Origin of the sequence: Methylobacterium thuringiense, from assembly GCF_022179645.1 — a bacterium.
GTDB classification, from domain to species: domain Bacteria; phylum Pseudomonadota; class Alphaproteobacteria; order Rhizobiales; family Beijerinckiaceae; genus Methylobacterium; species Methylobacterium thuringiense.
In genome coordinates this window covers 142,822-168,852 of record NZ_BPRA01000003.1, presented here as the reverse complement: position 1 = coordinate 168,852, position 26,031 = coordinate 142,822, and the positions used below count along the sequence as shown (strand labels likewise).

Genomic DNA, 26,031 nt, shown 5'->3' with positions numbered 1-26,031 from the left:
TCCGTTCCGATCGGTCGATCGGCGGAGAAGCGGGGTGAAGCGCGTTTGCTCGCGGACATTGGCTTTCCTCATGGAAAATACGGCGATCCAACCCCCGTGGAATCCATCCAACGACGACCATTCGGCCGAAAAACAGCCCCATCGTGATGTTGCCGACCTCGCCGTAGTCTTTGCGCGTGTCTTCGAACGTGTAGGTCGGTCCGGCGAAAACGACCTCGGCATCGTCGAAACCGAGGCGCCCCTCGGTGAGCGCGTCTCTGGCGCTTCGCAGGATCCGAGACGATCGCCATCGATTATTCGCAACGCCATTTAACGCGGCGATCGACGATTAAAAGGCGTTACACAAAAGGCCGATCGGCATCACCCCTGTCGGAGAGCCGCGGTCATCAGGCCTCGTCATCCGCCCCGTCGGCGTCGTCCCCGGTCTCGGCCATGCCGAGCCGGTCGAGCACCGCCAGAGCCAACGGCTTGGTGATCCGCCGGCCGCGGCCGAGGGCGTCGCGGTCGAGTTCGGCGACCACGTCGCGGGCACGGGCCAGCGAGCGGTCGATGCGTAGGGCGACCGCTTCGACAACGGCGAGGTCCACCACGATCTGCCGGTCGACGAAGAGCTTGACGATGACCGCGCGCAGCAGGGCGTCGTCCGGCGGCAGGATCTCGACGCGCGGCGCGAGGCGCAGCCGCGAGCGCAGGTCCGCCACCTTGAGGCCGAAGCCGTCGACCGGGCCCGCTCCGGTGATCATCACCGGGCATTTCCGCTCGCGGGCGAGATTGAGCAGGTGGAACAGTGAGGACTCGTCACGATCCGCCGGGCGGTCGACATCCTCGATCACCAGGGCGCCGTTCGAGACGAGATGCCTGACCTGATCGGCCTGCAGCGTGCCGGCGGACACGGTCCAGGCATGGGCGCGCGTCGCCCAGATCGAGGCGAGGTGGCTCTTGCCGCTGCCGGCCGGTCCCTGCAGCAGAAGCACCGTGTCCGGCCAGTCGGGCCAGGCCTCGACCAGGCCGTAGGCCGTCTCGTTGGCCGGGCCGACGAGAAAATCCTCGCGGCCGTAGCGCGGGTCGAGGGGCAGGTCGAAGGTGAGCTGCTTCGGCGGAGCTTTGTCGCGCATGGGACGGGCTTATACACCCGATCCGTTGCGAAATTCGCGCGCGTTGCCTGCGCGTCATCAGCAGCCGTTCGGAGCAATCGTCGGGCCGAGCCTGTACGCGATACGGCGGAAATTGCATAAAATTAGAATTTCAAAATGCTCCAGAGGGCCGAAACAGCGCAAAGCCAAGTCTTAACGACTCCACTTCCAAATCGGGGACTGATTTTCGGGAGAGGCGACATGGCACGACCACGGCACGGTTTCCTGCTGGCCGCACAGGCGATCGTGATACTCGCCACCAGCGTCTGTCTCGGCACCATGCAAGCCTCCGCCACGACCGACGAGGTCCGCAATCATCTCGCCCGCAAGGACTGCGTCCGGGGAAAATTCGCGAACTACTATCGCGAGGGCCAGGGCGGCGACCCCGCGCCTAACTATCGCGGCCGGGTGTACAAGCTCAGCCAGGACTATCCCAATCAGCTGCCGCCCGCGGAAAAGCTTCCGTGGCAAAAGATCGATTTCAAGGATGGCGGGCCGGTCGATCCGAGGGCCTACCTGCAGGCGCTTCTCGATTACGGCCTGGAGGGCAATGTCGACGTCGACTTCTACGTCGAGGACAATAAAGTCCGCAAATGGTACGGCATGCCGTGGATGGACTGGAACACCGAGGTCGCCTCGGACTGGCCCGGCACCGACGGACGTGAATTCGTCCACGGTTTCACCCACGAGTTCGACTCGTCGGGCAACACGCTGAGCACCCTGCAGCGCGATTTCGTCGACACCTGGTCGGGCGCCTATTTCAACGACCGCGCCGCCTTCGGCATCGGGCAGGTCTATTGCAATCCGGACGACCCGAAACCCGGCGCGCTGAACCCCGACCCGACCGCGCTCAACACGTTCCCTGACGGCGCCTTCATCATCAAGCTGCTGTTCTCCACCGTCACGGAGGATCAGCTTCCCACCGTGAAGAACGCCCTCGAATGGAAGGCCGACGTCTTCGTCAACGACGATCCGCGCTGGCGCAATGCCGGGCCGATCGAGCGGTTCAAGCGCGAGATCAGTACGATCCGCATGATCCAGATCGACGTGTCGGTCCGCGACGCGCGCAGCACCACGGGCTGGCTGCTCGGCACCTTCGGCTATGACGGCAACGCCCGGGGCGACACGCCCTGGAAGCGGATGGTGCCGCTGGGCCTCCAATGGGGCAACTCGCCCAAGGCCACCTTCGCCGAGACTTGCACGGGGCCGAACGGACCCTGCGATCAGTCCAAGCTCACCGAGCAATGGATCAACCCGCAGGCCCTGAAGGAGCTGACGAACGCGCCGCTCAACTTCAACCATCTCGGCTATGGCGGGCGACTCGCCGGCCCCGTCGACAACGCCAAGGCCTCCTGCATGGGATGCCACCAGACGGCGGGCTTCCCGAACGTGGCGATCCTGCCGGAGTTTTCCGCCAACGGCACGCTGCTCGGCCTCGACGCCGAGCGCCGGCCGCAGACCGAGCAGAGCCTGCGGATGATGTACCAGGCGAACGTCGTCTCGGGCGTGGTGTTCAGCGACACCCAGCTCTACTCGTCGGATTCGTCCCTGCAGCTCTCGATGAGCCTACAGAACTACGTCTCCCTGCGTTGCGCGGCCCGGCCTCCGGGCGCCGGCGCGCCGCAGGAGACACCCTCGCTCTGCACGCAGCTCGCCCGCTGGCAGGTGCTGCAACGCAAGTCGATCGACGCCGTCTCGACCTTCGGGACGCCGGGTCCGGATGGCGGTCCGCTGCCGAGCCCGTAAACGTCTCGCAGAGGCTACTCCTCCGGCTCTGCCAGCAGCACCGGCTCTTCCGAGGTGTAGAGCCGGCTCTGCAGATACTGCTCGACGCCGAATCGAACGACCACGCCGATCGAGGCCGCCACCGGCACGGCCAGCAGCAGGCCGACGAAGCCGAACAGCGTGCCGAAGGCGAGCAACGCGAACATCAGCCAGACCGGATGCAGCCCGACGGAATCGCCGACGAGCTTCGGCGAGATGACGTTGCCTTCGAGGAACTGGCCGACCAGGAACACGCCGACGGTGAGGCCGATATGCAGCCAGTCGCCGGTCGGCCACCACTGCACCAGCGCGACGCCGAGCGAGAGCAGGAAGCCGGTGAGGCTGCCGACGAAGGGGATGAAGGTCAGGAAGCCCGAGATCAGCCCGATCAGCACGCCGAAGTTCAGCCCGACCGCAAACAGCCCGACGGCGTAGAAGGTGCCGAGGATCAGGCAGACCAGGGATTGCCCGCGCACGAATCCGGTGACGGCGTTGTCGATCTCGGCGGCGAGCCGGCGCGTGGTGTCGCGATGGCGCGGCGGCACCCAGCCGTCGAGGCCGGCGATCATCCGGTCCCAGTCGTGCAGCAGGTAGAACGCCACGACGGGGGTGATCACGAGAAGTGAGGCGATCGAGACCAGCGCCTGGCTGCCCGACCAGATCGAGCCGAGGAAGGCGAGGAACCAGGTTCCGCCCTGCCCCACCAGCGAACCGACCGAGCTCTGCAGCTCGCTGACGACGTCGGTGCCGCCGATCTTTTGCAGCACCGGCCCGACCCGCTCGACGATGATGCCCTGGAGCTTCGAGACCATGCCCGGCAGTGCGTTGACCAGCGAGGCGATCTGCCCGGCGGCCAGCGGCACGACGATGATCAGCAGCATGATCAGTCCGACGACGAAGCCGGCCAGGATGATCAGCGTCGCGGCAAGCCGCCCGACGCCGAGCCGCTCCAGCCGGTCTGCCAGGGGATCGAGCAGGTAGGCGAGCGCCAGACCCGCCACGAAGGGCAGCATCACCTCCCGCAGCGAATAGAGCAGGAAGACCAGGACCCCGAGGATCAGGAGACCGATGATTGCCCTGGTGCGCATCCCGGCTCCCCCGCAGCTCGACCGTTAACGAGACGGAGAGTGGGAAGCCGGTTTTGCCGGTCAAGGCAAGCCCAGGATGACGGCGGCCGTTCGGGGAACCGATACCCGGCCGATTTCTTCGGATTCATGCGAAGGCCATGATCTGCGATCCGGTCGGCAACCAGATGTCGGTCGTGCTCCCACAAAAGGGGCTGGCGAGATCGGCGAAGCCGTTCGCGGCGCCGCTCAACAAAGCAGGTAGTGTCGGTGCCGCGGATCGGCGGCCGAACCCACCGAGCGTTGTCGACAGCGATCTCGGCGATTGTGCGCAGGATGGGGTGGATGCCGGGCAAAATCGGCTAAAGAGGCTCCAACACGAGGACGGAGAGCCGATGACGGCCGCAGATCAAGACGGGCTGACCTACGCGCAGGCCGGCGTCGATATCGACGCCGGCAACGCGTTGGTCGAGACGATCAAGCCGCTGGTGCGGGCCACGCGCCGGCCCGGGGCGGATGCCGAGATCGGCGGCTTCGGCGGCCTGTTCGACCTCAAGGCCGCCGGCTTCAAGGACCCGATCCTGGTGGCGGCGAATGACGGCGTCGGCACCAAGGTGAAGATCGCCATCGAGACCGGGCGCCACGACACCATCGGCATCGACCTCGTCGCCATGTGCGTAAACGACATCATCGTGCAGGGCGCCGAGCCGCTGTTCTTCCTCGACTACTACGCCACCGGCAAGCTGGTGCCGGGCGTCGGCGCGGACATCGTGCGCGGCATCGCCGAGGGCTGCCGTCGGGCGGGCTGCGCGCTGATCGGCGGCGAGACCGCCGAGATGCCCGGCCTCTACGCCAACGAGGATTACGACCTCGCCGGCTTCGCGGTCGGCGCGGCCGAGCGCGGCACGCTGCTGCCGCGCCCCGGCATCCAGCCCGGCGACGCGGTGCTCGGGCTCGGCTCCTCCGGCGTCCACTCGAACGGGTTCTCGCTGGTGCGCCGCATCGTCGAGCGCAGCGGCCTCGCATGGGACGCCCCCGCGCCGTTCGCCCCCGGCCGGACGCTCGGCGAGGCGCTGCTGGAGCCGACGCGGATCTACGTGAAGGCCCTGCTCGCCGCGATGAAGCGCGCCGGCGGCGTGCGGGCGCTGGCCCACATCACCGGCGGCGGATTTCCCGACAACCTGCCCCGCGTCCTGCCCGACGGCGTCGGCATCGAGATCGACCTCTCCGCGATCGCGGTACCGCCGGTCTTCGGCTGGCTCTCCAAGGAGGGCGGCGTCTCGCAGGCCGAAATGCTGCGCACCTTCAACTGCGGCATCGGCATGGTGGTGGTGGTTGCCGCAGACGCCGTGGACGCGGTGGCCGGCGCCCTCGCCCAGGCCGGCGAGACGCCGGTGCGGCTCGGCCTTATCACCGAGCGTGGACCGGAGCCCGTGACGTTTACTGGATCGCTGGCGCTGTGATGGTGGGAGACTCGCCTTCCCTCCCCCTTGTGGGGAGGGATCGAGGGTGGGGGCGGTTTCGCCTGCCTCAGGCGGAGTCCAGCGGATCCAACCCCACCTCCAACTCCTTCCCACAAGGGGGAGGAGAGCCCGTTGGTGATTGCTTCTCCCGTGCGGCCTCCGCATGAGCGAACACCGAAAAAAACGGGTCGCAATCCTGATCTCGGGGCGCGGCTCGAACATGGTGTCGGTGATCGAGGCGGCGAAGGCAGCGGATTACCCGGCCGAGATCGTGCTGGTGCTTTCCAACCGGCCAGATGCGGCCGGTCTGGCACGCGCGGCCGAGGCCGGCATCCCGACGCAGGCGATCGACCACAAAACGTTCGAGAGTCGAGAGAGCTTCGATGCCGCGCTGGACACGGCGCTACGCGAGGCCGGGACCGAACTCGTCTGCCTCGCCGGCTTCATGCGGATCTTTTCCGCCGGCTTCGTCGAGGCCTGGGCCGGGCGGATGATCAACATCCATCCCTCCCTGCTGCCGCTGTTTCGCGGCGCGCAGACGCACGAGCAGGCGCTCGCGGCGGGTGTTCGCCTCCATGGCTGCACGGTGCATTACGTGGTGCCGGAGCTCGATGCCGGGCCGATCATCGCCCAGGCGGCCGTGCCGGTCCTAGCCGGCGACGATGCGGACAGCCTCGCCGCCCGCGTCATCGTGCAAGAGCACCGGCTCTATCCGAAGGCGCTGGCGCTGGTCGCGTCTGGCCGCGCGCCGCTTGAGGGAGGCCGCGTCGCCTTCGCCACCGGGCAAGGCACCGAAGGCGCCCTGCACTCGCTCTAACCCGGAGATTCCGAAGGGCTCGGCCCTTCGGCGGGGCGCGGGGCAGCGCCCCGCAACGGTTCAGGCCGGGCGCGGCAGCTTGCAGCTGTCGAGGGCGTTGAGGGCCTTCGCCTTGGCGCTTTCGTTGAAGTAGCCGGTTGCGCGGTAGGACTGGATCTCGCCGCTGTCGAGGGTGCTGAGCGTGCGGTCGGCATAGCAGCCGCAGGGCTGCTCGACGGAGGCCTCGGGCACCTTCTGCGAACGGGCCTGGGTAATGACGCAGGCGTGGCTGACGCGGCCCTTGAGGTTGCTCTTGGAGGCAGTCTTCAGCGCCGGATCGGGCGTGTAGCCTTCGAGCGAGGCGACCTGCGTGCGGCCGGACTGGCAAGCGGCGAGCAGGGAAGCGAGGGCGGCCGCCGCGAGAAGCTTGCTGGCGCGCGAGGAAACGAGGCGCATGGATCTTGTCCGCGAGAGAGATTCGTCGATGGAATCCTTCTCGTCTCGCCGGCCTCTGCGCCGCTAGGGCAGCGAGGCCACACCGTGGCGGGAATGCGACTTCACCGTGTCGCCGCCCGCAAGCGGGATGGTCTTCGAGACGTCCGCCTCGAAGACCGGATCTTGCAAAAATCAGCCGGCGATGTCGGAATCCTGGAAGAACTGCGCGATCTCGAGCTTCGCGTTCTCGGCGCTGTCGGAGCCGTGCACGGTGTTCTCGCCGACCGACTCCGAGAAGGTCTTGCGGATGGTGCCCTCGTCGGCCTGGGCCGGGTTCGTGGCGCCCATGACTTCGCGGTACTTGGCGATGGCGTTCTCGCCTTCGAGCACCTGCACGACCACGGGGCCGGAGATCATGAATTCCACGAGCTCGCCGAAGAACGGACGCGCGGCGTGGACTTCGTAGAACTTCTCGGCCTGGGCCTTGCTCATCTGGATGCGGCGCTGGCCGACGATGCGCAGGCCCGCCTTCTCGATCACGGCGTTGACCGCGCCGGTGAGGTTCCGCTTCGTCGCGTCGGGCTTGAGGATGGAGAAGGTGCGCTCGGTGGCCATGATCGGTACGGACTTTTTATGAGAGGTCGGTGAGGCCGAAAACGGCCGTCGCGCCGGGCTTATAGCGGGGGGACCCGGCGTCCTCAACCGAGGGCCGGCCGTGGACGGACATGGCATTGGCGCAACACTGCCGGAAATTCGCCCCATTGCGACGCTTTGATCCGTGAACGACGCGGGGCCCGGCCCTGCAGCAAGCGTCCCACGGCAGGCACACGGAGACCGCCCATGCGCATCGCCCTTCGATCCGCCCTCGTCCTCGCAGCGCTCGGCGCCGCCTCCGCGGCCTCCGCGGCACCGAAGGACCCGACCGGCACCTGGCTGACGGAGGACGGGCGCGCCAAGGTCCGCATCGACCGCTGCGGCCCGAGCGCCTCGAACATCTGCGGCAAGGTGGTCTGGCTCAAGACGCCGACCGCTCCCGGTGGCGGCCCGCGCACCGACCTCAAGAACCCCGACCCGAAGAAGCGCACCCGTCCGGTGATCGGCCTGACGCTGCTCGACAATCTCAAGCCGGAAGAGGCGAAGTTCTCGGGCGAGATCTACAACGCCGAGGAAGGCAAGATGTACTCGGTGAGCCTGGAGCGCGAGAGCGCGTCCGAGCTGAACATCTCGGGCTGCCTGCTCAAGGTGCTGTGCGGCTCGCAGACCTGGAACCGCGTACCGGACGTGAACCAGCAGGCAGCGGTCAGCACGACAGAGCCGAAGACCGCCACGAAGCCGGCCGCAAAGGCCGCTCCGGAGGCCGAACCGGAAGATTGACCGCCGGATTACTGTCGGCGACCCATCCTTGAACGAAAAAGGGCGCACCGGTCACGGTGCGCCCTAAGTTTTTGCCTATCCTGATGGGGGTTTAGGCTTCGCCTGATTACAGCACCCGCAGACTGCGACAAGTGATCGGCGCCCGCCAAGCTGTGATATCTTCCGACTTTCGATGCTGCGGCGCACGCGCCGGCCCGTACGAACGTTCGGGTGGCTGTCATCATCCTGTCGGCCAGTCCTGCTTGATCGCCATGTGGCGCTGGCGCAACGGTTCCGGAGAGTCGCTCCAGGCCGATTGCCGCGATTATAGCATTGGCTATACCTCGCTGACGGTCGCGGTGGGGAGTGCGTTTCGGTGGGGTGGGTCAGGGGACGAGACGAGGCGCGTGGCACCTGCCGGGCATGGCCCCGTGCGGCTTGGATGCTCGCCGCCGCCGGCCTGATCGCCGACGGGGCGCAGGCTGCCGATCTCGCGGCCCCCTCCCCTGCACCCGGCTTCGTCGACTGGTCCGGCAGCTATCTCGGCCTGCAGGGAAGCGCCGGAGCGTCGTTCGCCAACTTCGAGTTCGGCCCGTCGACGATCGGCGGGCGTCGCGTGCGGGCCTTCGAGACCGGCGACGCGACCGGCCGCGCCAACCTGAACCGCGATGCGACGGCGGCCGTCGGCGGCGCGTTCGGCGGCTGGAACTGGCAGAGCGGCGCCTTCGTCTACGGCATCGAGGCCGACCTCGTCGGCGCGAACCTGAAGCGGCCGGGATCCTCCACCGCACCGGGCTTCGGCTACGAGGCGGTCGACCCGCCCTTCGCCCTGATCCGCGAGAAGACGGACGTGATCGGCAGCGGCCGGGTCCGGCTCGGCTACGCCTTCGACCGGAACCTCGTCTATGCGAGCTTCGGCCTAGCCGGGGCGAACGGGCGGGTGATCGCGACCTATCCGGATCTCGCGACCGGAGGCGTCGGCGGCGCCCGCCGCGACGTGTCGTATCTCGGCTTCACGCTGGGTGCCGGCGTCCAGTACGCGATCACGCCGGACTTCTCGCTCGGGCTCGACTACCGCTACATCGATTTCGGAGAGAGCGGCCGCTTCGATCTCGGTGTGCTGCCGGGCGTGAACGGCGGCCCGGTCGCGACGCGCAGCGCCTTCGTCTCGAACGAGATGATGCTGCGCCTGTACTGGCATCCCGAGGGCCTGCGCCTTCCGCCGGAGAGCGAGGACGACACGCCGAGCGAGCCGAGCCGATTCTCGCTGCACGGCCAGACCACCTTCATCAACCAGGGCGTGACCGGCTTCCGCTCGCCCTATCGTGGCGACCAGAGCCTGGTGCCGCACCAGGCGCAGGCGACCACCACGGCCACGGCCTTCCTCGGCTTCAAGCTCTGGGAGGGCACCGAACTCTACTACAATCCCGAGTTCAGCCAGGGTTTCGGCCTGTCGCGGACGCTCGGCGTCGCCGGCTTCGTCAACGGCGAGGCGCAGAAGGCCGGCGCGCCGTTCCCGAAACTTCGCTCGAACCGCTACTTCCTCAAGCAGACCTTCGGCTTCGGCGGCGAGACCGAGGCGGTGCCGGACGGCCCGAATTCCATCGCCGGCACGCGCGACGTCGAGCGCATCACGCTGGTCGTCGGCAAGTTCGCGCTCGGCGACTATTTCGACAACAACGCCTACGCGCACGACCCGCGGGTCGACTTCATGAACTGGGGCCTGTGGGGCGCGGCCGCCTACGATTTTCCGGCCAACCTTCCCGGGTTCACGCAAGGCCTGATGGTCGAGTACAACCGCGCGGAATTCGCCCTGCGCGCCGCCTACACGCAGGTGCCGAAGCAACCCTCCAGCGACATCTTCGATACGCGGGTGCTCGAGCGGCAGGGCCTCACGGCCGAAATCGAGGAACGCCACGTGCTGCCGTGGCTCGAACAGCCGGGCAAGGTCCGGCTCGGACTGTTTTCCAACGTCGGCAACACCGCGAGCTACCGCGAGGCGGTGACGCTGACGCAGCTCGGCGTCTTCGGCGACGTCAACGATGCGGCGGCTGCGACCCGGACGGCGCGCCGCAAGAGCGGTTTCTACCTGAACCTCGAACAGGCGGTGACCAGCGATCTCGGCGTCTTCGCCCGCGCCAGCGCCGGCGACGGCCGAACCGAAAACCTGTCCTTCACCGACGTCGACCGCTCCTATTCCGGCGGCGTCTCGCTGAAGGGCACGGCCTGGGGCCGCCCCGCCGACACGATCGGCCTCGGCACCTCGATGAACCAGCTCTCGCCCGCCCACCGGGACTTCTTCGCGGCCGGCGGATTCGGCCTGCTGATCGGCGACGGCCAGCTCAACTACTCACCCGAGCGGGCGATCGAGGCCTACTATGCGATGAGCCTGACCAAGTCGGTCACGATGTCGTTCGACTACCAGCACGTCGAGAACCCGGCCTACAACCGCGACCGCGGCCCGGCCGACTTCTTCGGGACCCGGCTGCACGCGGACTTCTGATATCGTATCCGGTTGATCCGTTCGGTCCCACGGCCCTTTCCCGGACGCCTGCAGCGGAGCGGAAAGTGATCCGGGACCCAGCGTAACAAAGGCCGCGCCAGCGGCTCGATTCGAACGGCGCAGACGTTTCGACGCTTCGCGACGTCTTTATGCTCGGCCCCGGATCGGGTTCCGCTGACGCTCCACCCGTCCGGGGAAGGGAGCGTGGTAGGCCGAAGGAATCAACCGGAAACCGTATGAGAGAACGACCGGTGATCGCGATCGCCACGATGCAATCGCGACAGGCGGATCGACTCACCGAAACAAAGAGAGAGCCGCACCCGGTATGATCGGATACGGCTCTCGATAGTCTCGTGCCACCCTCGCGGACGACGAACGCGTCCAAGATCTCAGGCGACCTTGCGGCGACCGCGGGTCTTAGGCTCTTCGACGGCTTCCTCCGGAATACGGCCGCCCGGACGGCCGAGGCCGATCGACTTGGCAAGTGCGGAGCGCTGCGCGGCGTAGTTGGGTGCGACCATCGGATAGTCGCTCGGAAGGCCGTAGCGCTGGCGATAGGAATGCGGGTCGAGGCCATGCGTGCCGAGATGGCGCTTCATGGTCTTGTACGACTTGCCGTCGATGAAGCTGATGATCGCGTCGGGCGTGATCGACTTGCGCACCTGAGCCGGGGTCGGCTTCTCGACGCTCTCGGCGACCGGGGCGGCCTCGACGCTGCCCGACAGGCCGACGAGGGCCGTGTGGACGCTGCCGATCAGGGCCGGAAGGTCGGCGGCTGGCAGGGAATTCTTCGATACGTATGCGGAAACGATATCACCTGCGAGGGTGACGAAGTCTGTGTTCATTGTCTGTTGTTCTTCTGCCATTTTCACGGTCCGGTTGTGTGCCCCTCAGACGTAAGATCATACAAATGATCCTGAAAATCAAGAGACGATCCGAAGAGATCATGCACAGTTCACGGTCTGTACGATAGACGAATTCGAACAGAGCCTAGCCAAGGTGCAGACGACGCGAATTTGTATCAACCGAGCACTTCCAACGCCCCAATACGTCAACAAGCATACAAACAGAGCCTAACCACGGGGCAGACGACGCGAATTTGTATCAACCGAGCACTTCCAACGCTCCAATACGTTGACAAGCATACAAAAAGTTCCGGAGCCCTCGATCAAATCACCGTGATCGGCGTTAGCCGATCAAAGCTCGTTTCGCCAGCCGTCGGGCGATCAGGCGTCTTTCGCGGTGGTGAAACGACCGTAGTGGAGCGCGAGCGTCGGTACGATCGACAGATTCAGGATCGTCGAGGTCGCCAGCCCGCCGAGGATGACGATCGCCATCGGCCCCTCGATCTCGCGGCCGGGCTCGCCCGCTCCGAGGGCGAGTGGAAGGAGGCCGAGTCCGGTCACCAGGGAGGTCATCAGGATCGGCACGAGACGATCCGCCGCACCTTCGATCGCCGTCGCAAGTGTCCAGTCCCGACCCTCGGCACGAACCAGATGCTCGTAATGCGCGACCATCATGATCGTGTTGCGTAGACTGATTCCGAATAGCGTCACGAATCCGACGATCGATCCGAGCGAGACGACAGTTCCGGTCAGTCCAACGGCCAGCACGCCGCCGACGAAGGCGAAGGGCATGTTGACGAGTACGATCGCGAGGTTGCGCAAAGATCCCGTGACGATCGCGAGCAACAGCAGGATGCCGAGTCCGGCGAGGCCGGAATACAGGATCAGATCCTGCCGGGCCTGCGCCTGCGCTTCGGCCGCCCCCTCGAACCCGACATAGACGCCGGGCGGCAGCTTCACCGAACGGCCGATCTTGCGCTTGGCGGCGGCGACGAAGGAGGCGACGTCGCGGCCCTCGACGTTGGCCGTCACCGTGCGCACGCGCTGGGCTCCCGAATGCTGCACCGCGTAGCGGCCGGAGGTCTCGTAGACGTCCGCGACCTGGGCGAGGCGAATGTAGCTGCCGCTCGGCGTGCGCAGCGGAAGGTCGCCGACTGTCGAGAGCTTCGCGCGCGCCGCGCGTTCGAGGATCACGATGACGTTGAAGACGGCGTTGCCTTCGTAGGCCTGACCGACCGTGTCCCCCTGGTAGGCGGTGCGCACGATCTCCAGCACTTCGATCGCGTCGAGGCCCCAGTGGCGCAGGTCGTTCGGGCGTAGCCCCACATTGATCTGCGGCAGCCCGGCCGGCGACTTCTGCTGGACGTCGGCCGCGCCGCGGACCTCGGCGAGTTCGCGGGCGACGTCGCGGGAGGCCGCCTCGATCCGATCGAGGTCCGAGCCGTAGACCTGGACGACGACCGGCGCGGTGAAGCCCGACACCGTCTCCTCGATGCGCTCCGTCAAAAACGTCTTCAGAGAAAAACTCGCGCCGGGGGTCGCCGCCATCAGCGCGCGGATGCCGGCCTGGGCGCGGTCCTGGGCCGTGCCGTCGAGGCCGCGCTCCAGGTCGATATGGATCTCGCTGTCCTGCGGACCGCCGACATCGTAGCCGGCCTCGGCCCGCCCGACCTGCTGGGCGACGGCGCGCACGCCGGGGATCGCCTTCAGCCCCGTCGCGATATGCCCCCCGAGCCGCAGCGACTCCTGCAGCGAGGTTCCGGGCGCCGAGGCCATGTGCAGGATGAGGTGGCCCTCTTTCAGGTCGGGCAGGAAGGCGCTGCCGTAGAACGGGGCGGCCGCCGCGCCGGCCAGCGTCGCCAGAAGCGCTACGGTGATCATGAGGCGCGGGTGCCGGTCGATCCGCGACAGGCACCGCATGTAGACGGCCCGCGCCCCGCGCATCACCGGCGGATCGCGGGTCGGCAGGTTCTTGCGGCCCGCGAGCAGCAATCGCGAGAGGGCGGGCGTCACCGTCAGCGCCGTGACCAGTGAGGCCAGAACCGCGAGGATGTAGGCGATGGCGAGCGGACCGAAGAGCCGGCCGGGCACGCCGGTCAGCGCCAGCACGGGCAGGAAGACGAGCAGCACCGCGAAGGTGGCGTAGGCGACCGAAATGCGCACCTCGAGGATCGCATCGAGGATGATGCGGGACTCGCTCGACGAAGAGCCGGTCCTGCGATGTTCCCGCAGTCGGCGCACCACGTTCTCGACGCCGATCACCGCGTCGTCCACCACCTCGCCGATGGCGATGGCGAGGCCGCCCAACGTCATCGTGTTCAGGCTCTCGCCCAGCAGGCGCAGCACCAGCACGGCGCTGATCAGAGAGAGCGGGATCGCTACCGCGCTGATCAACGCCGTGCGCCAATCGAGCAGGAAGACGAACAGCACGATCACCACGAGCACGCCACCGAGCGCCAGCGCCTGCAGGACGTTCGCGTTGGCGACCGAGACGAAGTTCGCGGGTCGGAAGAGGTCGGCGCGCAGCGTGATGCCGTCGCGCTCCAGCGCCGGACGGAGTTCGGCCAAGGCCGTCTCGACCTTCTCGGTGACGTCGAGGGTGTTGGCCCCGTATTGGGCGCCGACCATCAGCAGCACGCCGGCCTTGCCATCGACCGACGCCCCGCTGATCGCGGGTTCGGGCGCGGTGACCACGTCGGCGACGTCCCCGAGGACGACGCTCGCCCCGCCCTCGTTGACGAGGACCGTGCGCGCCACCTCCTCAGGCGTCAGCGACTGTCCCTCCGTCTGCAGCGCGATGCGCTGGTTCACCGTGTCGACGAAGCCGGCGCCGCGCACGCCGGTGGCCTTGCGGGCGGCGACGAGCACGTCGTTGAGGCCGATGCGGAAGCGGATCAGGTCCTTCGGCCGGACCTGGACCTGGAACGAGCGCACCTCGCCGCCATAGACCAGCACTTCGCCGACGCCGGGCGCAGCGAGCAGCCGCAGGCGCACGCGCCAATCGGCGATGGTGCGCAGGTCGATCGGCGAGCGCGAGTCGGAGGTCAGGCCGACGAGGAGCACCGAACTCGTCGACGAGGTCAGCGCCGTCATGGAGGGCTGGAGGACGCCCTGCGGCAGCCGACCGGAGAGCGTCGCGAGGCGCTCGGTGACGAGCTGGCGCACCCGGTAGATGTCGCTGCCGGTGCCGAAGGTCACGGTGATCACCGAGACGCCCTGGATCGAGTTCGAGCGCATGGTGGCGAGCCCCGGCAGGCCGCTCAGCGCGACCTCGACGGCCTGCGTCACCAGCACCTCGACCTGCTCGGGGTTGAAGCCCGGCGCCTCGGTCTGCACCGTCACCGTCGGCGGCGCGAACTCGGGAAAGACGTCGTACTTCGCCTGACCCAGACCGAGGATGCCGTAGACGGCAAGCGCCATCGCCAGCGCCAGGACGATGCCGGGCCGACGCACGGCGAAGGCGACGAGGGCGGCCTGCGGGCCGGAGGGATCACGGATCACCGGTCTCTCTCAATCGTCGTCGTCGGCGGTGGAGCCCTGGCCCTGCGTCCGCACCTCCTCGGAGAGCACGGCCTGCGGCCCGGTCACGACGATCTCGGTCTCGGTGGTGAGGTCGGCCACGACGTAGGAATCGTCGGCCATGGGTGCGTCCGACCGCAGGGCATGGCGCGCGAAGGTGTCGTCGCCGACGCTCCGATAGATCCAGGCGCCGCCCTGCCAATGCACCACTGCGCTCTCGGGCACGGCGATGCCGTTGGCGACCTTGTCCGAGGTGAGGAAGGCGAGCGTGCTCATGCCGGGCAGGAGCCCGCTCTCGCCGGACACCGTATAGAAGAAACTCAAGCCCTGGATGCGCTGGTCGGTGCGGGTCGCGGCCGAGACGAGACGGAGCGCCACGCGCTCGCTCTGCGGCGGCACCTCGGCAAAGGCCGCGCCAGGCTGGCCCTTGAGCGTCTCGCCTGGTGGCAGCGTCACCTGCACCAGAAAGTCGGCCCGCTCGATCAGCCGCGTCACCGCCGGCGCCCGCTCGACGATCGCCTTGCCGAGCACCGGCCCCCATTCCTGCTGGGCCGTCGCCGCGAGGGTGCGCAGTTGCGACTGTGCCGCGGCGAGCGCCGCCTCGTCGGTGCGAAACGTGCCCTCGGAGGTCTCGACCTGCACCTGCGTCGCGTACTGGCCGAGACTCTTGGCCCGCGCATAGGCGCTGCGCGACACCTCCGCCCGGGCCTGCGCCGTCTGCAAAGCCGCCTTGGCGCTGGCGTAGGAATTGGTCAGGTCGGTGATGCGGGCGATGTCGAGCACGCTGCCATAGGCCTGGATCTCGGTGCGATGCGCCTTCGGCACCAGCCGCGCCGTCTCGACGCCCATGCGCCCGCGCTCGGCGTCGGAGAGCTTCACCACGATGCGGCCGCCCTCGACGGCGGTGCGCATCGCCGGGAGATGGGGGCGCTCCGGTTCGGCCTTGGCGGGTTCGGGCGTCTTCTGCGCGATCGGAACCAGGGGTTTCGGCGCGAACTGCTCCTGTAGAAACGGCCAGGGCAGCACAACGAGGGCGGCGGCCAGCAGCAGGCCGGCCATCCACCAGGCGGCGGTGTTGCTGCGGCCTCTCACGGGCGCACCGGTTTTTTCAATGCGAGCGCGACGCCGCCATCTCCCCAGGGGACGGGAAAGGACGTACGGGGCCACCCGATTCGATCAATGCGAAACCGAACCACGCGCGCTCCCCGATATTCGGCCACTTGGCGTAAGCCGTTCTGATCCCGTACTCGGATTACCGTTTTATCCCGAATCTTACTACCGTTTTAACCCGTCCTTCGAATCCTTTACCCTGACTGTCCCCGCTACAATGGTGGCCTGTCTCGGCAACGAGGTTCGTGCTAAGCGTGCGCGGGTCATGGCTCTGGTCCGACACATCGCGCTCCTTCTGGCGCTGGCGATCGCAACGATCGTCGTCTCCCTGACGCCGTCCTCGGCGCAGGCCCATGACGGCCATGCCCACGCCTCCGTCTCCATATCCGTTGATGCAGCCCGTCACGCATCGGCCGCGAACACGGTCATGACGGTCCAGGCCGAGGCCCGCATCGACTGCACCGGTCCGTGCTGTGCCGCCGACGGTCATCACGGTTCGTGCTGCTGTGCCACCGGGCTCGCCCCGGAAGGCACAAACGCAACGCTGCCGCCGATGGCGTCGGCCCGCTCCCTGTCGCGCGAGCATGCGAGCCCGGACGGAATCGTACCCGAGGCGCTCCCCGAGCCCCCCAGACCCTTCGCCTGAGCTCGCTGCCCGGGCCGCGCTCGCGCGCCGCCGGCGGCCTCCCTCCGGTGAAGGTTTTTCGTCATGTCTCGATTGTTTGCGGCAGCGCTCTGGGCGCTGGCCGTTTTTGGAGCGCATCCGGGGCTGGCCCACGAGGGTCACGACCACGGCACTGAAGCCCCCGTACCGGCCCATGTCGGGCCGCGGGCCGAGGCCGCTTCCCCAACCTTCGAACTCGTCGCGATCCCGCGCGGGCACGATCTCGTGCTCTATCTCGACGCCTTCGCCAGCAACGCACCGGTGGCCGGCGCCGACATCGACGTCGAGACGCCCGACGGCTTCGTCGAGGCGAAGGCGCAGGAGGACGGCAGCTACCGGCTTGCCGCGCCCTGGCTCGCGGCCGGCGGCCACCACGACCTCGCCGTCACGGTGAAGGCGGACGGCATCGAGGAGACGCTGACGCTCGATCTCGACCTGCCCGAAGCCGGGCAAGCCATGCCGGCAGCGGGAGCCGCAGAACCCTCCGCCCTTCTCACCGAACTCCGAAACCATCTCGGCCACCAGGGCCTCGTCGGCGCGGTGGCGGGTGGGTTCCTGCTCGGGCTCGCGACCATCGCGTTGATGCGCTCGCGGCGCGCGCTCCCGGCCCTGGCGGTCCTCGCCCTGACGCTGACCCTGCTGGTCGGCGGCGCGGCCATCGCGCATGAAGGCCACGACGAACCGCCGCCGCCTGTGAACGGTGCGGCCCTGATCGAGCCCACCGCCACCGTCTTCGAGCAGGCACGCCGGCTGCCCGACGGCACCGTCTTCGTGCCGAAGGCGACGCAGCATCTTCTGGCCGTCCGCACCGGCGTGACGGCCGAGGCCGCCTATCGCCGGACCATCGAGCTGCCCGGCCGGGTGATCGCCGATCCGAATGCCAGCGGCGTCGTGCAATCCTCCGTCGGCGGACGTCTGTCGCCGCCGCCCGGCGGTTTTCCGAATCTCGGCGCGCAGGTGCGCCGGGGCGACGTGCTCGCCACCGTCACGCCGCCGGTGCAGGCGGTGGACGCCTCCGACATGCGCCAGACCCAGGGCGATCTCGACCAGCAGATCGCCATCGTCGCCCGCCGCGTCGCCCGCTACGAAAAGCTCGCGCCGAGCGGCGCCATCGCGAAGACGGCGCTGGACGATGCCCAAGCCGAACTCACCGGCCTCAAGGATCGCCGCAGCGCCCTCGACACCCTTCGCCGCGTGCCGGAGGACCTGATCGCCCCCGTCGACGGCGTTGTCGCGGAGCGCGCCGCGACCGCCGGCCAGATGGCCGCCCCCGGCACCATGGTTTTTCGGATCGTCGACCCTGGGAAGCTCTACGTGGAGGCCTTGAGCTTCGAGGCTCTGGAGCCCGGCGCCACGGCCACCGGACGCCTGCCAGACGGCCGCACCCTTACCCTCGCCTATCGCGGCGCCGGCCTCGCCGACCGTGCCCAGGCGGTCCCGGTGCAGTTCGCGATCACAGGCGGAGCCGACGGCGTGCGGCTCGGCCAGTTCGTGACCGTGCTGGCCCCAACCGGCGGCACGGCCACCGGCCTCGCCCTGCCCCGGGCCAGCGTGATCCGCTCCGAGGGCGGTGCGGTCGTCTACGAGCACGTCTCGGCCGAGCGCTTCGCGCCGCTGGCCGTGAAGGTCGAGCCGCTGGATGCGGAGCGGGTGCTCGTGGCGGGCGGCGTTGCAGCCGGTCGGCGGATCGTGACGCAAGGTGCCGAGTTGCTGGATCAGGTGCGGTGATCATGGCTTTGCATCGGCCAGACGCCACCGCTTCAAGGCGGGCGCCCCCCTCTACCCGCGTGCGGGGAGAGGGAGGCTGCTCACGACCGGCGCGTGCGTCCTGCGAGAGGATTTAGCGCGATGTTCGCCTTCCTCGTCCGCGCCGCCCTGCTGAACCGCGTCCTCGTCCTCGCCCTCTGCGCCGCCCTCGTACTCGGCGGCGGGCTGGCGCTTACGCGATTGCCGGTCGACGTGCTGCCCGATCTGAACCGGCCCACCGTCACGGTGATGACGGAGGCGGACGGCTATGCGCCGCGCGAGGTCGAGCAGCTCGTCACCTACCCGATCGAGACCCGAATGAACGGCCTACCCGGCGTCAGCCGCGTCCGCTCGGTCTCAGGCGTCGGCCTCTCCATCGTCACGGTGGAATTCGACTGGGACACCGACCTCTATCGCGATCGCCAGTTCGTCGCCGAAAAGCTCGCCCTGGTGCGGGCCGAGCTGCCGGCGGGCGTCGAGCCGACCATGGGGCCGGTGGCCTCGATCATGGGCGGCATCCTGCTCGTCGCGGTGACCGGCGAGACGGCGACGCCGATGGAGCTCCGCGAGACCGCCGATTTCACCCTGCGGCCGCGGCTGCTCGCCATTCCCGGCGTGGCGCAGGTGATCCCGATCGGCGGCGAGGTCCGCCAGTTCCGGGTCAGCCCGAACCCGGCCGCGATGCGCATGCTCGGCGTGACCAACCAAGGCCTCGCCAACGCGCTCGCCGGCTTCGGCACCAATGCCGGCGGCGGTTTCGCGGATAGCAGCGCCCGCGAGATCCTGATCCGCAACGTCGGCCGCACGTTGAGCCTCGACGACCTGCGCAACGTCGTGATCCCAACCGGCGCGCAGGGCGCCACCGCGGCGGCGGACCTGCCGGGCACCGGCAATCCGGCGGTCGAGGGCCGGGTGCATCTGCGCCAGGTCGCCGAGGTGGCCTACGCGGCCAAGCCCCGGCGCGGCGACGCCGGCTACATGGGCAAACCGTCGGTGATCCTCTCGGTGGAAAAGCAGCCGGGCGTGGACACGGTGCGCCTTACCCAGAGCGTGGAAGCCGCCCTCAAGGACATCAGCCCGAGCCTGCCCGCCGGCATCGACGCCGAAAAAATCCTGTTCCGGCAGGCGGACTTCATCGAGACATCCCTCGGCAACGTCGAGCGGGTCCTGCTGGAGGCCGTCGCGGTGGTCGCGCTGGTGCTGTTCGCCTTCCTGATGAATGCGCGCACGACGCTGATCTCGCTGACCGCGATTCCCGTCTCGATCCTGACGACCGCCCTGGTCTTCAAGCTCTTCGGATTGTCGATCAACACGATGACGCTCGGCGGCCTCGCCATCGCCATCGGCGAGTTGGTCGACGACGCCGTGGTCGACGTCGAGAACATCCATCGCCGGCTGCGCGAGAACCGGGCGGCGGGTTCGCCGCGCCCGGTCTTCGATGTCGTGGTGGCGGCCTCGAGCGAAGTCCGCTCGGGCATCGTCTATGCGACGGCGATCATCGTGCTGGTCTTGGTACCGCTCTTCGCGCTGTCGGGCATCGAGGGCCGGCTGTTCGCGCCGCTGGGGCAGGCCTACATCGTCGCCATCCTGGCGAGCCTGCTCGTCTCGGTGACGCTGACGCCGGTGCTGGCCTCCTACCTGCTGCCCGGAATGAAGAGCCTCGCCGACCACGAGCCGCTGCTCGTGCGCAGCCTCAAGGCCGGCTATGCGGTGCTCCTGCGCGGCGCACTCGTGCACCAGCGCCTGCTGATCGTGGCGACGGTGATCGCGGTGGTCGCTTCGGGGATCGGGGCGAGCCGGCTGCCGCGGGCCTTCCTGCCGGCCTTCAACGAGGGCTCGTTCACGATCAACCTCACTTTCCGGCCGGGGATCTCCCTCACCGAGAGCGCCCGCGTCGGCACCATCGCCGAGCGCCTGCTGCTGGACGTCCCCGAGGTGCAGGCGGTGGGCCGCCGCACCGGACGGGCCGAGCTCGACGAGCATGCCGAGGGCGTCCACTCTTCGGACTTGGAAGTGCGGATGAAGCCCGGCGGCCGCGCGCGCGAGGCCGTGGTTGCGGATTTGCGGGCGCGGCTGGCGGTACTGCCGGTCGCGGTGAATGTCGGCCAGCCGATCTCGCACCGGCTCGATCACATGCTCTCGGGCGTGCGCGCCGAGATCGCCCTGAAGCTGTTCGGCGAGGATCTCGACACCCTGCGGAGCAGCGCCGAGGCCCTGCGCGAAAAGATCGCCAAGGAGGTGAGTGGCTTGGCCGACCTGCAGATCGAGCGGCAGGTGCTGATCCCGCAGCTCGACATCCGCGTCGATCACAACCGCGCCGCGCTCTACGGGGTCTCGCCCTCGGGCGTCGTCGAGGCGATCAGCAGGCTCGCCAACGGCCGCACGGTCTCGACCATCGCCGACGGGCCGCGCCGCTACGACGTCGTGGTGCGCCTGCCCGAGGCGCGCCGCACGCCGCAGGCGTTGGGGGATCTCCTGGTCGAGACGCCGTCGGGCTGGGTGCCGGCCCGCGAGATCGCCGACATCCGCGAGACCGACGGGCCGAACCAGATTCTTCGCGAGAACGGCCGTCGGCGGATCGTCATCCAGGCGAATTCCGACGGCCGCACCGACATGACCGCTCTCGTCGCCGGAATCCAGGGCGTGGTGGACGGCGCCCGGCTTCCCAAGGGGGTCGGCGCGAGCCTGGAGGGGACGTATCGGGCGCAAGGCGAGGCCGCCCGGACCATCGGCCTGCTCATGCTGACCTCGATCGTCATGGTGTTCGCCCTGCTGCACGGCCGGTATCGCTCCGTGACGCTCACCCTGGTGATCATCGCGAACGTGCCGGCGGCCATGATCGGCAGCGTGGCGGCCTTGTGGATCGCCGGACTACCGGTCTCCGTCGCGTCGATGATCGGATTCGTCACGCTCACCGGGATCGTCGCCCGCAACGGCATCCTCAAGATCAGCCACATGCTGAACCTCGCGGCCGGCGAGGGACTCGACCTCGGCCCCGCCCTCGTGATGCGGGCGAGTCTGGAACGGATGACTCCGGTGCTGATGACGGCCCTCTCGGCCGGCATCGCGCTGGTGCCGCTGCTGATCGACGGCACCGCGCCGGGCAAGGAGATCCTCCACCCCGTCGCGGTCACGATCTTCGGCGGCCTGATGAGCGCGACGCTGCTCGATGCGGTGCTGACGCCGGTCCTGGTCCTGCGCTTCGGCCGCCGCGCCTTCGCCCGGCTGAAGGCCGAGACGCCGACGGCCGGCGCGCTCCGCGAAGCCTATTGATCCCCCCTCACCCGACGAGAACCCGCATGCGCAAAGCCGCCCTCGCCGCCGCCCTCCTCCTCGCCTCGGGCTTCGCCGCCGCGACGGCCCTCGCAGAGGGGGCGCATCATCACGACCACGCCATGCCCGAGGCTAAGGCCACCGATACGGCGGCCACCAGGGAATTCCGCGCGGCCGACGCACAGATGCACCGGGACATGACCATCAGCTATTCTGGCGACGTCGATCTCGACTTTGTGCGCGGGATGATTCCGCATCACAGGGGCGCCGTCGCCATGGCGAAGGTCGCGTTGGCGCATTCGAAGGATCCGGAGATCCGCAAGCTCGCCGAAGAGATCATCAAGGCGCAGAACGTCGAGATCGCGCAGATGCAGGCTTTTCTAAAGCGCCGGCAGTCCTCCGCCGCTCAGTGATCGCCCGGAGTGCGAGCCGCCGTCATCGGTTGCTCGCGCACCCCGGTCGAAGTCGGCACCGGGGCCGGGAGCCCGACCCGAACTGCCGCGACATTGGATGGTCAGGCGACCCCGCGAGCCTATAGCTGCACTGCAAAATCCTGGGACTGACGCGAACCTGTTCCGATCGAAAACTCTGAAGTTGCGCTGCAATGAACGCAGCGCAAAACAGGTGTATCATACCTGACAGATAGACTAGAATTTCTCAAATTCGACTTTACGCTGCATCCTTATGCGGATCTCATGAGTTTCCCTGTGCGGCCGAACGCCACGGCCTTGGAGCGACAGTCCCAGCCACGGTGATCGGAATCGATGCCGTCTCTGCGAAGACGTGTCGCCAGAACAGGGAGAACGCCTTGAGACACGGACATCCCGGACAATTGCGGAAACTCGCTTTCCTCGCAGCCTTCGCGGCGGCGTCGGGACTGGCGACGGGCGCGGCGAATGCGGAGCCGAAGAAGCCGGCCAAGAGCGAGGACGGCAAGTATCTCGATGCCGACGGCCACCCGACCTACAACATCTCGGAAGAGGGCAAGAAGGTCGATTGGCTGACCTATTCCGGCTACCGCCGCTATCACGCCGAGTGCCACACCTGTCACGGTCCGGACGGCGCCGGCTCGACCTACGCGCCGGCCCTCGCCGACTCCCTGAAGACCCTCACCTACGACAAGTTCCAGGAGACGGTGATGGGCGGCAAGCAGGACGTGAACGCCTCCGAGAACAAGGTCATGCCGGCGTTCGGCGGCAACAAGAACGTGGCCTGCTACGTCGACGATCTCTACGTCTACCTGAAGGCCCGCGCCGACGACGCCTGGGGCCGCACGCGTCCGGGGGGCCACGAGGACAAGCCCGGCGCCATCGCGGAAGCCGAGAAGGGCTGCCTCGGCAGCTGATTGGGAAGCGACGGCGGGCGGGCCGGCCTCGGATGCCGGCCTGCTTCGCTCGACGTCGTCACCGTTTCGCCCGCGCTGCTGCGGCCGTCCACGACGCGCCCGATCCACGACATCGCTCGAAATCCGACGCCCGGCACTGATCCCGAACGTCCACGTTCGGAAGGGACTCGCACGACGCGTCGTCATGCCGATGCCGTCGCGCACCTCTTCAGGATGGAGCAGTCGACGGAGACCTTGGCATCGCATCCCCAAATACACAGTAAAATTTAATCATGGTTAATCGTCGGTTTAACCTCGACTACGTATTTGGAATGAGCAATCTTAAATGGCGCCGTAAAAACGAAGACGCACAATACACGGCATAGTAGTAGCTATCTCGATACCATAAGGGCGCCGCCATGCATGATGTGCTTTCGCAGCAATCCCGAAGCCTGGGTGATTTTGCCGACGTCGATTCTGCGGATTCCGAACATTTCGTCGCCAAACTCGACGAGATGCAGGCGTTGCCGGCTTTCCAGGACTACAAGCAGATTGCCTTCGCGCTGCTGAGGCTCGTTCCCGGCGCGTCCGTCGCCGACATCGGCTGCGGAGCGGGCGACGATGCAGGCCGTCTGATCGCGCTGGTCCAACCCTCCGGCAGCGTGACGGGTTTCGACTTGAGCGAGACGATGCTGGCGCAGGCGCGGGCGCGGTACGGCAATATTCCGGGCTTGAGTTTCGCCTTCGGCAGCGCGGACGGCATGACGGCGGCGGAAGGACGCTTCGATGCCGTGCGGGCCGACCGCGTCCTTATCCATGTTCCCGATGCAACGCAAACCTTGGCCGAGATGGTTCGGGCCACCAAGCCGGGCGGCCGTGTCGTCGTCAGCGAGCCCGACATGCCGGGCTGCTGGATGTCGAGCTCCGATCCGGAACTCGCGCAACGCGTCGTCCACGAAATCGCGCAGACCTGCACCTCGCCGTTCCTGGCGCGGGATCTCGTTGCGCTGTTCAAGGATGCGGGCCTCGTCGACGTCACCCTGACGGTCAGCCCCGTCACGGCCTTCGAACCCGGAATCGTCGGCAAGATCCTGGACTTTGCCGGCATCGTGCGCCGCCTGGTGGAGAGCGGAGCCGTGACGAAGGAAAAGGCGACGGAATGGGTCGCGGAACTCGAGGAGCGCGGTCGCACCGGCCGTTTCGTCGGCGGGATGTCAATTATGACGGTTGCGGGAACGAAGGTTTAATCTCCGTCAGATAGCCCAGGCTCGAGCGCTTTCCGATCGAGTGGATGCCGGTTGGTCGAAAGAAGGCGCGCCAGAACAGACTTTAGGCTCGTCGGCCGGATGGAATCGGGCCGGCGACCCTAAAGCGACTTCAGCTGGGCCTTCGGATGATCAAAGCCGCAGTACCGGCCTGCGACAGACCGGGGATCCATTGGAGGTCGCTGGGCAGCTACATCCGGGCGATCGGCGCATTCACGCGGACGGCGGCGCCAATCCTCGAACGATCGAGCTTCGCGCGGATCGCCGCCTCCGACTGGTCGGACCTTCCGCCGGCGCAGACCTTCCCGGTTCCCTCGGCCAGCCTCGGCTTCCGTCATTACGCGGCGGCCGACAGCAAACGCGTGCTCGTTCTGATTCACGGCTCGGGCTGCTTCTGTGACCTGGCCCACGAGATGGCCGTGCGAATCGTCCGCCGCAACGCCGCCCATGTCTATACCCTCGACATGCGTGGGCACGGCCGGTCGAGCGGCCCGCGCGGGCACGCCATCGACGACCAGGGCCAGATGATCGGCGATGTCGTCGCCTTCGTCCGTCACCTTCATGCCACCCACGATCGGCCCCAGGTCACCTTGGGCGGCCATTCCGCCGGCGGCGGAATCGTCCTGGCCTTCGCGCGCAGCCCGGCCGCGGACCTCGTGTCGTCGTACCTGTTCCTGGCGCCGTTCCTGGGTTTCGGCTCCGAGGTGGATCGTCCGCATTTCGGCGGCTGGGTCCGTCTGCGCATCGGCGTCCTGCGGCTCCTGACGCTGGCGAACGTCCTCGGCATCACCCGCTTCAACGGCAGCACCGTCGTCGACTTCAACATCGAGGCGGCGGGCGATCCGCGCTACGTGCCGAGCTGGTCGTTCAGCACGCTCCTGGCTTTCGGACCGGACCGTTGGTCGGCGAACGCCCGGCCGCTCCCCGCCGACAAGCCGGTGCTGGTCCTGGCCTGCTCGGACGACGAATGCTTCTCGCAGCGCCACTACGCCGGAGCGTTCGCGGTCGTCGCGCCTCACGCGGAGCTTCCCGAAGTCGGCCCCGGAGGGCACTGGGATCTGCTGGTCGATGCCAAGGCCGCCCAGCTCGCGGTTCGATGGCTGGAAGCTCAAGATCGGAGAGAGACCGAAACGACTGATAAGACGACGCCGCGTGAGCGTGCAGCTTAGTCGTATCCGAACACCACGGTGATCGCAGGCGCCATCCTGCCGTCCACGTCGAGGTCGGCGTCACGCGGGATCGGGCGTTCCGGCACTGTCTCCGGTTTCTCCCTGCAGAGCTGAGCAGAGCGCTCGCTTCGACCGGTCCGTTGGGTCGGACAGGGTGCGAGCAGTCGCGACCATCCATGACGGCCTGTGGAGGTGACGGCGGCCGACGCAACTTGAGCGATACGCGCCTCTCCGCATTCCGTGGCCGCTCTCCGAAAATCATCCCTGAAAATCTGCACCACACTGCAGAGATGTGCGATCACGCACATTGCTGAAAGTTCCCCGGGATTAAACCTCAAGTATATACAAGTGCGAAAACGCACTTAAGTTTGGTGTTTACATCGCTATAGGATGGAGCGCGCTGAAAGACTTCGTGCCGGGATAGCGACAGTCATGGACGCCTGATCGAAACGTCACCACTCTCGAGACGAGCGCAATCGGACGGGCAGCGCCCGCCGACGGTCCTCGCCCCGGCGGCAACGCAGACCGGAGCGTGCGACACAATCGCTGCCCCGGGATGAATGTAGCGCGAGATGCGCGCGTCCAAGAATAGCCGCAGTATGGAA

The 26,031-nt window shown here is 67.7% G+C and carries 20 protein-coding genes; 13 read left to right on the top strand and 7 right to left on the bottom strand.

The features are described from left to right. The first annotated feature begins 34 nt into the window (after nt 1–34). Nucleotides 35–313, top strand: coding sequence for a hypothetical protein (locus MFF07_RS04090; RefSeq protein ID WP_210245112.1), 279 nt, complete (start codon nt 35–37; stop codon nt 311–313). 73 nt (nt 314–386) lie between these two features. On the opposite strand, the gene MFF07_RS04085 is transcribed toward MFF07_RS04090, so the two are convergent. Next, nucleotides 387–1,115, bottom strand: a complete 729-nt coding sequence (locus MFF07_RS04085; protein WP_147813645.1) for a P-loop NTPase family protein — start codon at nt 1,113–1,115, stop codon at nt 387–389. A gap of 219 nt (nt 1,116–1,334) precedes the next feature. Between MFF07_RS04085 and MFF07_RS04080 the strand changes: the two genes are divergently transcribed. After that, on the top strand, nt 1,335–2,879 hold the full coding sequence (locus tag MFF07_RS04080) for a hypothetical protein (protein ID WP_238230749.1): 1,545 nt from the start codon (nt 1,335–1,337) through the stop codon (nt 2,877–2,879). Nucleotides 2,880–2,893: 14 nt separating this feature from the next. Here MFF07_RS04080 and MFF07_RS04075 read toward each other — a convergent pair whose 3' ends face one another. Then, nucleotides 2,894–3,985 (bottom strand): AI-2E family transporter, encoded by a 1,092-nt coding sequence (locus MFF07_RS04075; RefSeq protein WP_147813643.1) that lies wholly within the window; start codon nt 3,983–3,985, stop codon nt 2,894–2,896. A 371-nt stretch (nt 3,986–4,356) separates the two neighbouring features. Between MFF07_RS04075 and purM the strand changes: the two genes are divergently transcribed. Both purM and purN read left to right on the top strand, forming a co-directional pair. Continuing rightward, nucleotides 4,357–5,424, top strand: coding sequence for a phosphoribosylformylglycinamidine cyclo-ligase (gene purM / locus MFF07_RS04070; protein WP_147813641.1), 1,068 nt, complete (start codon nt 4,357–4,359; stop codon nt 5,422–5,424). A 163-nt stretch (nt 5,425–5,587) separates the two neighbouring features. After that, nucleotides 5,588–6,241: a phosphoribosylglycinamide formyltransferase gene (gene purN / locus MFF07_RS04065; RefSeq protein WP_147813639.1), complete on the top strand. Its 654-nt coding sequence runs from the start codon at nt 5,588–5,590 to the stop codon at nt 6,239–6,241. Between the two features lie 60 nt (nt 6,242–6,301). Here purN and MFF07_RS04060 read toward each other — a convergent pair whose 3' ends face one another. Then, nucleotides 6,302–6,676, bottom strand: a complete 375-nt coding sequence (locus tag MFF07_RS04060; protein WP_147813637.1) for a hypothetical protein — start codon at nt 6,674–6,676, stop codon at nt 6,302–6,304. Nucleotides 6,677–6,847: 171 nt separating this feature from the next. Then, nucleotides 6,848–7,270: a nucleoside-diphosphate kinase gene (gene ndk / locus MFF07_RS04055; RefSeq protein WP_147813635.1), complete on the bottom strand. Its 423-nt coding sequence runs from the start codon at nt 7,268–7,270 to the stop codon at nt 6,848–6,850. Nucleotides 7,271–7,495: 225 nt separating this feature from the next. Between ndk and MFF07_RS04050 the strand changes: the two genes are divergently transcribed. Both MFF07_RS04050 and MFF07_RS04045 read left to right on the top strand, forming a co-directional pair. Beyond that, complete coding sequence (locus tag MFF07_RS04050; protein ID WP_147813633.1) at nt 7,496–8,029, top strand: DUF2147 domain-containing protein; 534 nt, start codon at nt 7,496–7,498, stop codon at nt 8,027–8,029. A 421-nt stretch (nt 8,030–8,450) separates the two neighbouring features. Continuing rightward, nucleotides 8,451–10,511, top strand: a complete 2,061-nt coding sequence (locus tag MFF07_RS04045; protein WP_147813631.1) for a carbohydrate porin — start codon at nt 8,451–8,453, stop codon at nt 10,509–10,511. Between the two features lie 389 nt (nt 10,512–10,900). Here MFF07_RS04045 and MFF07_RS04040 read toward each other — a convergent pair whose 3' ends face one another. From MFF07_RS04040 to MFF07_RS04030, 3 genes are all read right to left on the bottom strand, one after another. After that, nucleotides 10,901–11,377: a Ros/MucR family transcriptional regulator gene (locus tag MFF07_RS04040; protein WP_147813629.1), complete on the bottom strand. Its 477-nt coding sequence runs from the start codon at nt 11,375–11,377 to the stop codon at nt 10,901–10,903. Nucleotides 11,378–11,737: 360 nt separating this feature from the next. Beyond that, on the bottom strand, nt 11,738–14,857 hold the full coding sequence (locus MFF07_RS04035) for an efflux RND transporter permease subunit (RefSeq protein WP_147813627.1): 3,120 nt from the start codon (nt 14,855–14,857) through the stop codon (nt 11,738–11,740). A gap of 9 nt (nt 14,858–14,866) precedes the next feature. Then, nucleotides 14,867–15,967 (bottom strand): efflux RND transporter periplasmic adaptor subunit, encoded by a 1,101-nt coding sequence (locus tag MFF07_RS04030; RefSeq protein WP_238230747.1) that lies wholly within the window; start codon nt 15,965–15,967, stop codon nt 14,867–14,869. 283 nt (nt 15,968–16,250) lie between these two features. Here MFF07_RS04030 and MFF07_RS04025 point away from each other — a divergent pair, with 283 nt between their 5' ends. The 7 genes from MFF07_RS04025 (at nt 16,251) to MFF07_RS03995 (ending at nt 25,426) form a co-directional block, all read left to right on the top strand. Further along, nucleotides 16,251–16,631 carry a hypothetical protein gene (locus MFF07_RS04025; RefSeq protein WP_147813625.1) on the top strand — a complete coding sequence of 127 codons (381 nt, stop codon included), beginning with the start codon at nt 16,251–16,253 and terminating at the stop codon, nt 16,629–16,631. Between the two features lie 63 nt (nt 16,632–16,694). After that, complete coding sequence (locus MFF07_RS04020) at nt 16,695–18,377, top strand: efflux RND transporter periplasmic adaptor subunit (protein ID WP_238230745.1); 1,683 nt, start codon at nt 16,695–16,697, stop codon at nt 18,375–18,377. Between the two features lie 120 nt (nt 18,378–18,497). After that, entirely contained in the window at nt 18,498–21,668 is a 3,171-nt protein-coding gene (locus MFF07_RS04015) for an efflux RND transporter permease subunit (protein ID WP_147813621.1), read from the top strand. 26 nt (nt 21,669–21,694) lie between these two features. Further along, the gene (gene copM / locus MFF07_RS04010; RefSeq protein WP_147813619.1) at nt 21,695–22,081 is read left to right on the top strand and encodes a CopM family metallochaperone; all 387 of its coding nucleotides are present in this window, start codon (nt 21,695–21,697) and stop codon (nt 22,079–22,081) included. Nucleotides 22,082–22,545: 464 nt separating this feature from the next. After that, nucleotides 22,546–23,013 carry a c-type cytochrome, methanol metabolism-related gene (locus MFF07_RS04005; protein WP_238230826.1) on the top strand — a complete coding sequence of 156 codons (468 nt, stop codon included), beginning with the start codon at nt 22,546–22,548 and terminating at the stop codon, nt 23,011–23,013. 398 nt (nt 23,014–23,411) lie between these two features. Beyond that, nucleotides 23,412–24,239 (top strand): methyltransferase domain-containing protein, encoded by an 828-nt coding sequence (locus MFF07_RS04000; RefSeq protein WP_147813617.1) that lies wholly within the window; start codon nt 23,412–23,414, stop codon nt 24,237–24,239. Between the two features lie 146 nt (nt 24,240–24,385). Then, nucleotides 24,386–25,426: an alpha/beta fold hydrolase gene (locus tag MFF07_RS03995; RefSeq protein WP_147813615.1), complete on the top strand. Its 1,041-nt coding sequence runs from the start codon at nt 24,386–24,388 to the stop codon at nt 25,424–25,426. Nucleotides 25,427–26,031: the final 605 nt, after the last annotated feature.

What these genes read in the sequence shown, in the direction of transcription:
- MFF07_RS04080 (WP_238230749.1), top strand. Translation starts at nt 1,335, where the DNA reads ATGGCACGACCACGGCACGGTTTCCTGCTGGCCGCACAGGCGATCGTG.
- MFF07_RS04040 (WP_147813629.1), bottom strand. Translation starts at nt 11,377, where the DNA reads ATGGCAGAAGAACAACAGACAATGAACACAGACTTCGTCACCCTCGCA.
- MFF07_RS04075 (WP_147813643.1), bottom strand. Translation starts at nt 3,985, where the DNA reads ATGCGCACCAGGGCAATCATCGGTCTCCTGATCCTCGGGGTCCTGGTC.
- ndk (WP_147813635.1), bottom strand. Translation starts at nt 7,270, where the DNA reads ATGGCCACCGAGCGCACCTTCTCCATCCTCAAGCCCGACGCGACGAAG.
- purN (WP_147813639.1), top strand. Translation starts at nt 5,588, where the DNA reads ATGAGCGAACACCGAAAAAAACGGGTCGCAATCCTGATCTCGGGGCGC.
- MFF07_RS03995 (WP_147813615.1), top strand. Translation starts at nt 24,386, where the DNA reads ATGATCAAAGCCGCAGTACCGGCCTGCGACAGACCGGGGATCCATTGG.
- MFF07_RS04020 (WP_238230745.1), top strand. Translation starts at nt 16,695, where the DNA reads ATGTCTCGATTGTTTGCGGCAGCGCTCTGGGCGCTGGCCGTTTTTGGA.
- MFF07_RS04045 (WP_147813631.1), top strand. Translation starts at nt 8,451, where the DNA reads ATGCTCGCCGCCGCCGGCCTGATCGCCGACGGGGCGCAGGCTGCCGAT.
- MFF07_RS04025 (WP_147813625.1), top strand. Translation starts at nt 16,251, where the DNA reads ATGGCTCTGGTCCGACACATCGCGCTCCTTCTGGCGCTGGCGATCGCA.
- copM (WP_147813619.1), top strand. Translation starts at nt 21,695, where the DNA reads ATGCGCAAAGCCGCCCTCGCCGCCGCCCTCCTCCTCGCCTCGGGCTTC.
- MFF07_RS04060 (WP_147813637.1), bottom strand. Translation starts at nt 6,676, where the DNA reads ATGCGCCTCGTTTCCTCGCGCGCCAGCAAGCTTCTCGCGGCGGCCGCC.
- purM (WP_147813641.1), top strand. Translation starts at nt 4,357, where the DNA reads ATGACGGCCGCAGATCAAGACGGGCTGACCTACGCGCAGGCCGGCGTC.
- MFF07_RS04015 (WP_147813621.1), top strand. Translation starts at nt 18,498, where the DNA reads ATGTTCGCCTTCCTCGTCCGCGCCGCCCTGCTGAACCGCGTCCTCGTC.
- MFF07_RS04085 (WP_147813645.1), bottom strand. Translation starts at nt 1,115, where the DNA reads ATGCGCGACAAAGCTCCGCCGAAGCAGCTCACCTTCGACCTGCCCCTC.
- MFF07_RS04000 (WP_147813617.1), top strand. Translation starts at nt 23,412, where the DNA reads ATGCATGATGTGCTTTCGCAGCAATCCCGAAGCCTGGGTGATTTTGCC.
- MFF07_RS04050 (WP_147813633.1), top strand. Translation starts at nt 7,496, where the DNA reads ATGCGCATCGCCCTTCGATCCGCCCTCGTCCTCGCAGCGCTCGGCGCC.